The sequence below is a fragment of the Actinoplanes nipponensis genome (assembly GCF_016862275.1).
Lineage (GTDB): Bacteria > Actinomycetota > Actinomycetes > Mycobacteriales > Micromonosporaceae > Actinoplanes > Actinoplanes nipponensis.
In genome coordinates, this window is sequence record NZ_BOMQ01000008.1 from 590745 (window position 1) to 603825 (window position 13081).

Consider the following 13081-nt stretch of genomic DNA (forward strand, 5'->3'; position numbering starts at 1 on the left):
CCAGCAGGTTCGGATGAGGAGGAGGCGGTCATGCCCGCTGTGCTGATGGTCGTGTCGGCGGCCGACCGGTGGACGCTGCTGGACGGCAGCCGGCATCCCACCGGGTTCTGGGCCGAGGAGTTCGCCGAGCCGCACCGACTCTTCCGGGCGGCGGGCTGGCGCGTCACGGTGGCCACCCCGGACGGCCGCGTGCCGACCGTCGACCGGCTCAGCCTCCGGTTCCCGGCCGGCAGCCCGTGGCGGCTGCGGCGCTACCGCCGCTATCTCGCCGCCCACGCCGACGAGCTGCGCCACCCCAGCGCCCTGCACGAGGTCGATCCGGCCGACTACGACCTCGTCTTCTACCCCGGCGGCCACGGCCCGATGGAGGACCTCGCCGCCGACCCCGTCTCCGGCGCGCTGCTGGCCCGTACGGTGCAATCGGGCCGACCGCTCGCGCTGCTGTGCCATGCCCCGGCCGCGACCCTCGCCGCGGTCGCCGCCGACGGGTCCTGGCCGTTCGCCGGCTACACCATGACCGGCCTGTCCAACCGCGAGGAGCTGCTCAACCGGTTCGCGCGCAAGGCGCCGTGGCTGCTCGAGGACCAGCTGGTGGCGCGCGGCGCCCGCTACGTCAAGGGCGCGGTGCCGCTGCGCCCGCACGTGAGCGTGGACCGCAACCTCTACACCGGACAGAACCCCGCCTCGTCGGTACCGCTGGCCCGCCGCCTGATCGCCGACCTGGGATCCGCGCCGGCCCTGTCGGTCACGGTCAGCCGCACCGTTGCCGCGCCGCCGGACCGGGTCTACGCCCTGATCAGCGACATCACCCGGATGGGCGAGTGGAGTCCCGAGACCTACGCGGCGCGGTGGCGGGAGCCGGGCCGGCGCTTCACCGGCAGCAACCGCATCGGGCCCGTCTACCGCTGGCGCATGACGGCCACCGTCACGCAGGCGGCGCCGGGACGCGCGTTCGCCTTCACCACCGCCTGGCCGTCCGCCTCGACCTGGCGGTACGACCTGGAGCCGGTGGCGGGCGGCACCCGGATCACCGAGTCGATGACCCGCGCGGCCCCGCAGATGGCGCTCGTGCGCCTGATCCAGAGCGCCGTGGGGGTCCGGGACCGGGCGGCCCACCTGCGCGCCGGGATGACCACCACCCTCGAACGGCTCGACGCCGTCCTGCGGCGGGACACCGCGCCGTCGTCGCCGCGGTAGCCGTCACCGTCGCCGGTCCCGGTCGCTCACCGGCTGCTGATGCAGCAAGACTGGCGCGCCACCTGACCCATGCTCCATGGGGACGGGCCCGGGGCCGCGACGCCGATGCGCACCGGTTGGCGGACCGATGCGCATCGGCGTCCTGCGGCCGACGACGCATCGTCGTCAGCCGGGTGAGCGGGCAGCTACTGGGGAAGAAGCCGTCCGCGCGGACCGGGGAGCCGGCACTCCGTCGCCGAGTGCCGACACCCGCGATGAAATACTTTACACGAGACCTTCTCGTGTCAAGGGTTCGGCCGCGGCTTTCCCGGACGCGCGCCGGCCCGCGTGGGCGCGTCATCGCCGCGCCGAACCTCGAACGGGCGCCGGAGGGGTACTCTCGCGCCAGGCCGGATGAGGGGGTCGGACGTGCAGCGCAGGTGGCGGGGTCAGCAGACCTTCCAGGCCGCCGTGCTCGCGATCGCGCTCGTGATCGGCGCGACCCTGGCCGTGTTCGTCCACAGCGAGCAGGCCGAACAGCCCCGCGTCGCCACGGTGACCGCGGCGGTCGCGCCGGCGGCGATGGTGCCGGTGCTCCCGGCCGCGCGGCCGATCGCGAAGCCCTCCGTCGGTGCGATCTTCCTGCTGGTCGCCGCGGTTGCCGCGGTCCTGCTCGGGGTGGCGCGACGCTTCAGCTGGGCGGCGGCCGCCCGGGTGGGCTCGTCGGCCGTGCCCGCGGTCGCTCTCAGCGCAGTGCGAGGACGGGCGCCGCCACGCCGTACGGCGTAGCAGCGTCCCCCTTTCCTTTCGCCCGCGCCGGCCCGACGGCCGCGCGGGACATCCTGCGTTGAGGAGCATCGACCATGTCGCGCGCTACTGCCGTGCGCGCTGTCCTGGCCCTGGTCGTACTGGCGGTGTCGGGTTGGCTGCTGGCCACCCGGACGCCCCAGCTGGGCCTGGACCTGCGCGGCGGCACCCAGATCGTTCTTGAGACCCGGGACGGCGAGTTCGCCCGGGCGAACGCCGTCACCACCGACGAAGCCCTCGAGGTGCTCCGTCGTCGCGTCGACGAGCTCGGCGTGACCGAGCCGACGCTGGCCCGCTCCGGCGAGCGGCGCATCATCGTGGAACTGCCCGGCGTCACCGACCCGGCCGAGGCCGTCCGGGTCATCGGCCGCACCGCCCAGCTCACCTTCCATCCCGTCCTCGGCGCCGCCGAGGCATCGCCGGCCGCCGAGCCGAGGGACCCGGCCGAGCTCGTCCTGCCGTCGGAGGACGGCCGGCCATTGCGGCTGGGTCCGGCCGCGCTGTCGGGGCAGCAGGTCGGCGGGGCCGACGCCGTCCTCGACCAGTTCGGCGGTTGGCAGGTCTCGCTCGACTTCCGCGGCGACGGCGGCGGCGCCTGGCAGCAGCTGACCGGCCGGGCGGCCTGTGCGCCGGTCGGTGACCCGGCGCGCCGGGTGGCGATCGTCCTGGACCGGGAGGTGATCTCGTCACCGCAGGTCGACGGGGACGTCTCCTGCCGGGCCGGCATCGCCGGCGGCCGGACGCAGATCACCGGATCGTTCACCGAGGCCCAGGCCAAGGACCTGGCCCTGCTGGTCCGCGCCGGTGGGCTGCCGGTCCCGGTGGACACCATCGAGCAGCGTACGGTCGGCCCGACACTGGGCCGGGCGGCGATCGAGGCGTCCGCGACGGCCGCGGTGCTCGGCACGATCGCCATGCTGCTGTTCATCGTGGGCGTGTACCGGCTGGCGGGCGGGGTGGCCGCAGTCGCGCTGATCGGCTACGGCCTCGTCTCGTACGCGGCGCTGCTCGCCCTCGGCGCCACCCTGACCCTGCCCGGCCTGGCCGGGTTCGTCCTGGCGATCGGCATGGCGCTGGACGCCAACGTGCTGATCTTCGAAAGAGCCCGGGAGGAGTACGCCGCCCGCGGCGCGCGGCGCAGCCTGCGGACCGCGCTGCGGGGCGGCTTCAGGAACGCCTGGTCCGCCATCGCCGATTCCAACATCACCACGCTGCTCGCCGCCGGACTGCTGTTCTTCCTGGCCTCCGGGCCGGTGCGGGGCTTCGGGGTCACGCTGACCATCGGCGTGTTGGCCTCGATGTTCACCGCGCTGGTGCTGACCCGGGTGCTCGCGTCCCCGCTCATGGGCAGCCGCTGGGCGCAACGCCGGCCGGGCTGGAGCGGGCTGGCCGGCACCGGCTGGGTGCGGCGCAAGCTGAGCGAGCGCAACCCCGACATCATGGGGCGCCGGCGGGCCTGGCTGGCCCTGGCCGGCGTGGCCACCGCGTTCGCGCTCGCCGGCATCGGCGTGCGCGGGCTCGACGTCGGCGTCGAGTTCACCGGGGGGCGGTCCGTCGAGTACGCCGCCGCCGTGCCGCTGTCGGCCGACACCGCGCGCGCGGCGGTGACCTCGGCGGGCCTGGACCGGGCGGTGGTCAACACCTCCGGCGACGGCACCATCAACGTCCGCGCCGGCGCCTTCGGCGAGGACGTCGAGGCCGACATCCGGTCGGCGCTCACCCGGGCCGGCGGCGGGGAGGTGCAGCGGCTGCGCGACGAGCGGATCGGCCCGACGCTGGGCGCGGAGCTGCGCCGCAACGCCGTCATCGCGGTCGGCGTGGTGCTCGCGGCCCAGCTGGCGTACCTGGCGATCCGGTTCCGCTGGCAGTGGGGCGCGGCTGCGGTGCTGGCCATGTTCCACGACGTGGTGCTGCTGGTCGGCGTGTTCGCCTGGCTGGGCCGGCCCGTCGACGGGGTGTTCCTGGCCGCGCTGCTCACCGTGATCGGCTACTCGGTCAACGACTCGGTCGTCATCTTCGACCGCATGCGCGAACTGGTCCGGGCGAAATCCGGCCGGCCCTTCGCGGAGCTGGCCAACTCCGGCTCGCTGCAGACCGTGCCGCGTACGGTCAACACCGGCCTCGGCGCCATCTTCATCCTCACCGCCCTGGCCGTGCTCGGCGGCGACTCGCTGTTCGACTTCGCGCTGGCGCTGCTGATCGGGATCACCGTCGGGACGTACTCGTCGGTCTTCCTCGCCGCGCCGATGACCGTGATGTTCGAGTCGCGGCGCGGCGGCCTGGCGGCGCGAGGGTGACCTCGCCACTCCCGCCGGCGCAGGCCGGCGGGAGTGGCCCGGCCGTCAACCGCTCCGGTGCGGGTCCACTGCGGGGCGTACGTGAGCGCCGGGAAGGGTGATGCGGAACGTGCTTCCCCGGTTCACGGTGCTGGTGGCCGAGACGGCGCCGCCGTGCGCTTCGCAGAGGTGTTTCGTGATCGCCAGGCCCAGTCCGGTGCCACCGGTGAGCCGGCTACGGGATGCGTCCGATCGCCAGAAGCGGTCGAAGACATGGGGAAGCTCCTCGGCGGAGATGCCGCATCCGGTGTCCGTCACCTCGAACCCGACGGTGTCTCCGTCGGCCCAGGTCCGGACGCTGATCTCGCCGCCCGCCGGCGTGTAGCGGACGGCGTTGCCGACCAGGTTGCTCAGCGCCTGGCGTAACCGGGTGGGATCGGCGAGCACAGGCAGGCGCCCGCGGGTGACGGAGCGCAGGGTGATGTGGCGTTCGTCGGCGGCGGCCTGATGTGCCGCCGCGACCTGGTCCGCGATGTCGGCGGCATCGGTCAGCTCGGGGTGCAGCCGCAGCCGACCGGCATCAGCCTGGGCCAGGTCCTGCAGGTCGTCGACCAGGCGCTGGAGCAGGACGGATTCGGTGAGCAACATGTCGATCAGCTCGGGATCGGCGGTGGCCAGACCGTCATGGGTGGCCTCGAGCCAGCCGGTGATGTTGCCCAGCGGGTTGCGCAGTTCGTGGGCGATGTCGCCGATCAGGGCCTGCCGTTGGCGTTCGGTGCTTTCCAACTGTTCCGACATGGCGTTGAACGCATCGGCGAGCTCGGCGACCTCACCATGGGCCTTGGTGCGCACGCGAACGGTCCGATCGCCGCCGGCCATCCGATGCGCGGCCGAGGTGACCGCGCGGAGCGGGCGGACCAGCCGGGTGGCGCTGAGCCAGGCGGCGAACATGGCGACGGCGAGGACGATCGCGGCAGTCACCGCGATACGGGCCGCTCCGGCCCTCGACAGGTCGGCTGTTGCCGGGGCGGGGCCGTGCGGAGCGGTCAGGAACACCAGTGCGGGGGGCGAGACCGCATCGGTGAGCTGATGGTGCAGAGCTGTGGTGAAGCAACTCCTGGTCGCAGCCTCGAAATCGGGGGATTCCGCGAGGTATCCGAGATGGTCCTGGACCGCGGCGATCGTCCAGAGCCGGGCCGGAATCAGGTCGGGCACGGAATCGGTCGCTTCGGACGCGGAGATGACGACAGGCGCAAGTGCCGTCGCACGGGGGTCGGCGGCGACGTTGGTCGGCGTTGTCGAGGCGGCGGTGGCCGGCGACGAGGACGAGGGCGGCGGAGTGGGAGATGCGGGCAGCTTCTCCAGGCAGGCCGAGACCCCCTGCCGGAACTGGCGATTCACCTCCTGTTCGGCGGAGGTGAGCACACTCAGCGGGTTGATCGAGTCGCTCACGCAGCGCCGGGAGTCGTAGACGGGTGCGAGTTCCTCGAGGGTGGGCACCACGACGAAGGGGCGTCCGTTCGGGCTGGACGCGACGCGGGCATCGATGTCGTAGGCGGTGCGAAGGCACTTCGCTAGCCGGTCGGCGACGCCCCTCAGATCGCGCCGGTACCGGTCCGGCAGGGGCGCCAGCCGGGCGACCGCGCGGCGGTCGATCAGGTTGGCCGGTGCCCGTGGCTGCAGCGTCGCGTCGACGTGCAGAGGATCGATGAGGGCGTCTCTCTGCAAAGGCAGAACCGGGGCGTCGCGGTCGCCGGTGTCGGCTATCGGCATGCGGTCCAGGGAGGCCAGGGCTATGCGCCGGCCACTCTGGGCCGCGAGTGCGTCAAGCGTGGGCCGTACCCCCTCCCACGAGGCATGGGTGGCCGCGTAGCCGAGCAACTGGTCGTAGAGGCGGGCGTCCTGGACGGCGTTCGCCCCGGACTGCTGCTGAATGTTGTCGGCGGTCGTCTGCGTCGCGAGCCATGCGGTGACGGCGATGGAGAAGGCCGCGATCAGCACCGAGATGGCGAAGAAGCGCAGGAGCAGTGTCGACCGGCGGATCAACGGCCCGGTCCGGCGGACGGTGACGGCTCGTCGCGCTGCCCATCGACGATCTTGTAACCGACGCCGTACACCGTGAGCAGGTAGCGCGGCCGGGCCGGATCCTTCTCGACCTTACGGCGGAGCTTCATCATGTGGACGTCGATGGTGCGTTCGGTGATGAACCCGTCAGCGCCGTAGGCCTGGGCCAGCAGCTGTCGCCGGGTGAAGACCCGGTAGGGCTCCCGGGCGAGGGCGGCGAGCAGCCTGAACTCCGCGGGCGTGCACTCGATGATCGAGCCGGCGAGGCTGATCTCGTGCCGCACCGGGTCGACCGTCAGTTCGCCGACCTGCAGGACCACGCCCGCGGCGGTACGCGCCTGCGTCACCCGGCGCAGCACGGTGCGGACCCGGGCCACCAGCTGCCGCGGGCTGTAGGGCTTGGTGATGTAGTCGTCGGCGCCGAGATCGAACCCCAGCAGGATGTCGTCCTCCAGCGCGCGGGCCGTCAACAGGATGATCGGCACGTCGGACTCGGCGCGCAGGACGCGGCACACGTCGAGGCCGTCGACGGTGGGCATCATCACGTCCAGCACCAGCAGGTCCGGGCGCGCCCGGCGGGCCTCGTCGATGGCGAGCCGCCCGTCGTGCACCACCATCACGGAGTGCCCCTCGTGTTGCAGGTAGCGGCGGATCAGCTCGGCCTGCCGAGTGTCGTCCTCCGCCACCATGATGTGAGCACTCATGCCGACAGTGTGCCTGAGCTGCGCTCTGACCAGCCAGCCATGCCCGGCCGAGGCCCCCATCGACGCCTCCCTGATCCGGCGAGGTTCGCTGTCATGACCGGTTCCCCGGCTTTCCGGGTGCCACGGAGCGGGCGACGGTCGCCGCGACAGCTGCGGCCAGGGGCGTTGCGGTGACGCCGAGTTCCCTGCTGGTGCGAGTGCTGTCCACCGTCCACGGCCGGGCGTACTGGTGTGACAACTGCCCGAGGGCACGGGCGTCGGCATTGAACAACCCGGCCAGGCGCAGCAGCGTGACGCTCAGCGTGCCCGGCCGCCGGAGTTCGCCACCTCGGTTGCGCGCGACCGCCGCGATGAACTCCCGGCCCGTCGGTGCGCCGTCGGCGGGCACCAGCCAACGCTGCGCCCCCGCCTGGGCCGACGACTCCCGCACACCCAGAGCGGCCAGCGTGTGGGCCACGTCCGGGGTGTACGACAGGGCGTGCGGCTGATCGAGCGAAATCGGCCACCGCGGCGCCCGGCCGGCGGAGACCGGGTCGAGCACCAACGCGTGCGGGACGGCAGCGGTGACGCCGGGCCCGAAGAAGTCGCTGGCGTGCACCACGGACACGCCCGACACCCGGGCGGACCGGGCCGCCTCGACGAGCTGTGCGGCCAGCCGGTGACGCAGCCGGCCTTTGGCCCCGACCGGCGCGGCGGGCGTGTCCTCGGTGATCGGGCCCGTGGGGGCGCCCACGGCGTACAGGTTGTCGAGGTAGATCAGGGGTGCCCCGGTGGCCGCGGCCGCCGCCAGGGCGGTCGTGGCGATCCGGGGCAGGGACTCGTTCCAGGCCGCGTACGGCGCGCCGGCGACGTGGTACAGCACGCCGCCGCCGGCCGCTGCCGCCGCAGCAGCCGGCTCCCGCAGGTCCACGGTCGTGTGCTCGACACCGGCCGGAAGGCGGGCCGGACGGGTACGGGTGAGCACGCGTACCCGGTGGCCGTCGGCGGCGAGCCGGGCGGTGAGCAGGCGGCCCACCTGGCCGTGCCCGAGAATGACATGCAGGGTCATGACAGCTTCTGGGTGTTGCCGCGGCGCGCCCGCAGGATGATGACGGCCGCGGTGGCCATGAACCAGAACTGCACGACGGTGGTGCCCACGACGACCAGCGGGCCGATGTCGGCACCGGCGAGTTCCGCCGCCGGCAGGGCGACCGCCAGGCCGGCGACACCCCCGAAGACGGTGAGCCACCGAGGTGCGTACGCCCGGACGGCCCAGGTCGCGCAGAGCACCGCACCGGCACCGAAGGCGGAGACGCCGAGCAGTTCCCCGATGCCGCCGCCGAAGTCGTTGACCACCGTGAACTGCACCGCCAGCACCCGGCGCAGCGCGTCGTCGCCGCCCTGCCACTGCTCCGCCAGCCCCGGCATGGTGGTCAGCCAGCGGGAGATGCCGATGGCGCGGGCCAGCGCGGAGACTGCGGCCAGGGCCACCGCCATCCGCGTCACGGTCCGCGACCGTCCGGCCGGATCGGTCAACGCGGTCACGGTCAAGGCGATGACCGGCAGGAACAGCAGCGAGTACGCGAGATAGAACAGGTAGCCCAGGCGCACGGCCGCGAGGTTGTCCGCGACCAGCGGCAGGGTGGTGGCGGCGGGGGCGTCCAGGCCCGCCGGCCAGTTCACCGCCCGCCCGAGAACCACCACGGGCACGAAGATCAGCAGCGACTCGACCAGCAGCAGCGCGCCGACCGCGGCGTACCAGGTCCGGGTGCGGGCGGTTCGCTCGGCAGCGGGACCCCGCAGGGTGGGAGCGGGTGTCCCGAGGGCAGTGCTCACGATGGCCTCCGGTGGGTCACGGGAACGTTGGCCTGATGACAGTAGGTTTATTTGACACTGTTAGTCAAGGCTGGCGAGGTCAGCGGCCGGGCGGGGTCGTCGAGAAGGTGCGTCCCCGTTCCTCGACCGGGGGGAGGTGAGGGAGGAACGGGGACGCGAGAAGAGGCGACGGCGATCGGGGGAAGAATCGCGTCGCCTCGTGGTCTCCGGCGTCGAACCCCACTGCTACCCATGGGAAGGCCGGGGCTTGACGGCAACGGGCCTTTCGTCCGCGGAAATGGTGCCGCGTATACCGGAGGCGCTGTCGCGCAGGTGGCGCGGATCCGGCCGGTGCGAGGATTTCCTCGGCCACCGCTGGGCCAGATCCTGGCATAGCGGAACCAGCTCCCGCAAGGCTGCCGCCGGCCTGACTGAAGTCCGCCCGAGTCCGATGACATCGCGCACCTCAATGCTTACGGCGAGCTATTCATACGATTGACGTCATGAACCGGCGACGACCGGCAGAAACCCGCGACGGCGGTTCGTGTCGGCGATCGGCCTGGTCGCGGGGCCTCCACTTTTGTCGGCCGCGTGTGAAAGTCTCATGAAGATCGGCGCAAAATGCATATTGTGAGCCCGTGGCGGAGGGCCTTCTTTCGTTTCCGGGGCCGCGCCGGGTCATGCGCATTGTTGATATCGCGAGGTTTCGGTTATCGTCATGGCGCACCTTCTCGAAGCAAGGCCGGTGAAGGCGCGTCCCACCTCGGTGTCCCTGTCCTCCAGCCACTCTCCCACCCCATGGGGAGGGAGGACAGGGGCGCCGAGCCCACCCGACTCACGGTTCTTGACCGCTTCGGACCGAGTGGGGTGATCGCTTGTCGAATACGCCGTCATTTGCCGCACAGTCCCGACCTGGACCCACCATGGATAACAGAAGAGCATCGGGCGACCCGTTGCCACGGCGCCCCGGGGCGCCGATCGGACGTGAGCCCAACGAGCTCCTGCGCGAGGCTCGCCGCCGCCACGGCCTCACCCGGCGTCAGTTGGCAGACGCCGTCAATGCCGTCGACGACGCGGATCCGGATCACCCGATGACCGCACACGACGTGGGCAAACTCGAGCAGGGCCTGGTTCGCTGGCCGATGGAGCACCGGAGGAGGGCGTTGCGGGCCGTGCTGGGCGCGGCCGAGGATGCCGAGTTGGGTCTCTACAACCTCCGGGCATGATCAGGACACGGTCCAGCTCACCCCCCTCAGGTCGGCGCGACAGTTGCCGTTAAGCCGGATGTGCGGATGCCGGTAGTAGCGCCCCTGCTGGTGACGGGTGTGGCCGTCGCCTTCCAATGGGTTCTGCCCGCGTTGCCGTCGCAGCTGGGATTCGAGCTCTCCGATGTCCTGATCGCTGGTGCGAGTGGCTACGGCTGTGCCGGCTACCTGCGCCAGGCGCGCAGCCATCGCGGACGCGCACGCGCCGGATTCATCGCCGGTTGCGCCGCCGCCGGTATGTGGAGTCTGGCCAACCTGCTCTTCCTGTTGACCGCCTACGGGCTGCCGCACAGAAGTGGCCGGCTGGTGGGCGACATCCTGAGCCTCGCCGCGGCCGTCGCGGTGCCGGTGGGCCTCCTGCTCCTGGCTCCGCCGCTGCACGGGATGGCCCGCTTTCGCCGGCTCATCGACGTCGCTGCGGTGTCCGGGGCCACGTTCGCGCTCACCTGGCAATTCGTCCTGCTCCCGTCGCTGCATCGGATGGGCTCCGGTCCCACCGCGCTCGCTGCCGCGCAGACCCTGCCCGAGGTGATCGCCTGCGCGATCGCGTTGGTGACGATGGCGGCGACAGCCGGAGGGAACAGCAACCACGCGCTGCGGTTGCTGGCCCTGGCCACCGTCGTTCTCGCGGTGACGGCGTTGCTGTCGCTCCGCAACGGCATGGAGGGCTCGCCCTGGTACGCCACCGGAGTCGGCGGTGGCTACGTCTTCGCCGCCGGGCTGATGGCGATGGCGAGCCGCGAGGACATGCCTGGTGGCTCGACCGCGAGCGTCAGACGGCTCGTGGCCAGTGCCTGGGTCCTGCTCGCCTACGCCCCGATCGTGGGAGCGGTCGCCGCGACCGCCGTCCTGCAACTGCGAACCGGCACCATCGGGCCCGTCGTCGTCTGGGTGCTGCTGGGCACCTTCTCGCTGGTGCTGCTGCGTCAGTTCCTGACGCTGGCCACGGTGTCCGCCCTGGCTGTCAGGCTGGCCGCGCAGACGGAGGAACTGGCCCACCAGGCGCACCATGACGCGTTGACCGGGTTACCGAACCGCGCTGCCTTCTATGCCGCCGGGGCAACGGCGCTGACCGGCGGCGAACGCCCGATCATGATCATGCTTATCGATCTTGATGGATTCAAGGCCGTCAACGACACGCTCGGCCACGCCGCGGGGGACGAGGTGCTCGTGGCGGTGTCGGCGCGGCTCCTCGCGGCTCTGCGCCCGGACGACGTGGTGGCCCGGCTCGGCGGCGACGAGTTCGCCGTGCTCCTGACCGACGTGCCGGTCCAGACGGGAATCGGCACCGCGAAGCGAGTCGTGCATTCGCTGTCCGAGCCTATGCGGATCCATTCGACCGACGTCGCCGTGGGATGCAGCATCGGCGTGACCACCGCAGCCGGGGGCGCCGACGATATCAGCGCCCTGATCCGCGAGGCGGACCTGGCCATGTATGCCGCCAAGAGCCACGGCAAAGGTGTCATCCGAGTATATGAGCCGCCGCGTCGTGTTGTTCCACCCCCCGTGGCGGTGGCCGGAACCAGCGTTGCCGGCGGCAGCATCTCGTGATCGATCCGGTCGTTCGGGCCCGGCGGCGCATTAATAAGCCGGCGAACATAAATGACCGGACCGGCCGCCGCGGAACGGTTTTTCCGGGGGTGCCGGCCGCCTTGCCGGCGAGACCGTAACCGGATTTTCACGGTTTTCTTATTTCTCCCTTTCCTGACTGGGCAAAGCCCGCGCGGCGCGGCAGATTGTGCCGTGCAAGTCGGCCCCCGGGCCGGGTGTTCAGGGAAGGGATCGGAATGTGAGAGTACGACGGGTCATCGCCGGGATGGCATTGACGGCAGCGGCGGGTACCGCGGTGGTGCTCACGGTGCCGGCGGACGCCGGCACCGATCGGCAGAGTCGTCCGCAGGCGCCCGCGCCCCCGTCGCCGAACGGGGGACCGGCAGCGGCGCTCCTGTCCGCCATGTCGCGCGACCTGCGTATCAGCGAGTCCGCCGCGGCCGGGCGGCTGGCCGCCGAGTCGGAAGCGGTGGAGCAGGACGCGGCGCTGCGCGTCGGCATCGGCGATTCCTTCGCCGGCACGTGGCTCGATGGTCGGAGCGGTCGGATGATGGTGGCAGTGGCGGATGCGTCGGCGGCCCAGCGGGCCCGGGCGCTGGGCGCCGAACCCCGCGTGGTCGAACACAGCGAGCGGCAGCTGCAGTCGGCACGGCGACGGCTGGACCGGATGACCGGGACGCCGCAGTCGGTGGCCGGCTGGTACATCGACGCCAGGACGAACACCGTCACGATGCTGGCGCGCCCCGGCAGCGAGAACAAGGCGCGCGGTTTCGCGCGGCAGGCCGGCCTCCGGACAGAGACCGTACGAGTCCAGACGGTCGCCGCGGACTTCAAGGCTCTGTTCGACGTCCGCGGGGGTGACGCGTATCTGATCAACCGGTCGGCCCGCTGCTCGGTCGGTTTCCCGGTGACCTCGGGGTTCGTGTCGGCTGGTCACTGCGGCCCGCGCGGCGCCACGACAAACGGCTTCAACAACCAGGCGCAGGGCACGTTCCGGGCGTCCCAGTTCGGCAACAGCGGCGGCAACGACTACTCCGTGATCGATGTCAACCAGCAGTGGACGCCCAAGCCGGTCGTCAAGACCACCGGCGGAGACGTACCGATCGCCGGCTCGCAGGAGGCTCCGGTCGGCGCCTCGGTGTGCCGGACCGGATCGACCACCGGCACGCACTGCGGCACCATCACCGCCCGTAACGCCACGATCAACGTCAGCGGCCGCATCGTGCGGAACTTCATCGTCACGACGGCGTGCGCCGAGCCCGGCGACTCCGGGGGTTCGCTGCTGGCCGGCAACCAGGCGCAAGGCGTGTTGTCCGGGGGCTCCGGAAGCTGCCGCGGCGGACGTGCGCAGACGGTGTACCAGCCGATCAATCCGGTCCTGTCCGCCGAGAAGCTGTCCCTGGTGACGACGTCGAAGGCCGGGTCGACACCACCGGCCGGTCCG

Annotated in this window: 10 protein-coding genes; 6 read left to right on the plus strand and 4 right to left on the minus strand. The window is 71.9% G+C overall.

What is annotated here, in order from left to right; all coding sequences use genetic code 11:
• The first annotated feature begins 30 nt into the window (after positions 1–30).
• From Ani05nite_RS03935 to secD, 3 genes are all read left to right on the plus strand, one after another.
• Complete coding sequence (locus Ani05nite_RS03935) at positions 31–1197, plus strand: SRPBCC family protein (RefSeq protein WP_203764880.1); 1167 nt, start codon at positions 31–33, stop codon at positions 1195–1197.
• A gap of 408 nt (positions 1198–1605) precedes the next feature.
• Positions 1606–1965: a hypothetical protein gene (locus Ani05nite_RS03940; RefSeq protein WP_203764882.1), complete on the plus strand. Its 360-nt coding sequence runs from the start codon at positions 1606–1608 to the stop codon at positions 1963–1965.
• A gap of 74 nt (positions 1966–2039) precedes the next feature.
• A complete protein-coding gene (gene secD / locus Ani05nite_RS03945; protein WP_203764884.1) occupies positions 2040–4280 on the plus strand; it encodes a protein translocase subunit SecD in 2241 nt (746 codons plus the stop codon).
• Positions 4281–4325: 45 nt separating this feature from the next.
• On the opposite strand, the gene Ani05nite_RS03950 is transcribed toward secD, so the two are convergent.
• From Ani05nite_RS03950 to Ani05nite_RS03965, 4 genes are all read right to left on the minus strand, one after another.
• Positions 4326–6305 (minus strand): sensor histidine kinase, encoded by a 1980-nt coding sequence (locus Ani05nite_RS03950; protein WP_203764886.1) that lies wholly within the window; start codon positions 6303–6305, stop codon positions 4326–4328.
• Positions 6302–7027 carry a response regulator gene (locus Ani05nite_RS03955; RefSeq protein ID WP_203764888.1) on the minus strand — a complete coding sequence of 242 codons (726 nt, stop codon included), beginning with the start codon at positions 7025–7027 and terminating at the stop codon, positions 6302–6304. Before Ani05nite_RS03955 ends, Ani05nite_RS03950 begins: the two co-directional genes overlap by 4 nt.
• 91 nt (positions 7028–7118) lie before the next feature.
• Positions 7119–8075, minus strand: a complete 957-nt coding sequence (locus Ani05nite_RS03960; RefSeq protein ID WP_203764889.1) for an NAD-dependent epimerase/dehydratase family protein — start codon at positions 8073–8075, stop codon at positions 7119–7121.
• Entirely contained in the window at positions 8072–8842 is a 771-nt protein-coding gene (locus tag Ani05nite_RS03965) for a DUF4386 family protein (RefSeq protein WP_203764892.1), read from the minus strand. The genes Ani05nite_RS03960 and Ani05nite_RS03965 overlap by 4 nt, the downstream gene beginning before the upstream one ends.
• A gap of 902 nt (positions 8843–9744) precedes the next feature.
• Here Ani05nite_RS03965 and Ani05nite_RS03970 point away from each other — a divergent pair.
• From Ani05nite_RS03970 to Ani05nite_RS03980, 3 genes are all read left to right on the plus strand, one after another.
• Positions 9745–10047 carry a helix-turn-helix domain-containing protein gene (locus tag Ani05nite_RS03970; protein WP_203764895.1) on the plus strand — a complete coding sequence of 101 codons (303 nt, stop codon included), beginning with the start codon at positions 9745–9747 and terminating at the stop codon, positions 10045–10047.
• A 99-nt stretch (positions 10048–10146) separates the two neighbouring features.
• Positions 10147–11637 (plus strand): GGDEF domain-containing protein, encoded by a 1491-nt coding sequence (locus Ani05nite_RS03975; RefSeq protein WP_203764898.1) that lies wholly within the window; start codon positions 10147–10149, stop codon positions 11635–11637.
• A 238-nt stretch (positions 11638–11875) separates the two neighbouring features.
• Positions 11876–13081 (plus strand): trypsin-like serine protease (locus Ani05nite_RS03980; protein WP_203764901.1); only part of this gene is annotated, 1206 nt, incomplete at its 3' end.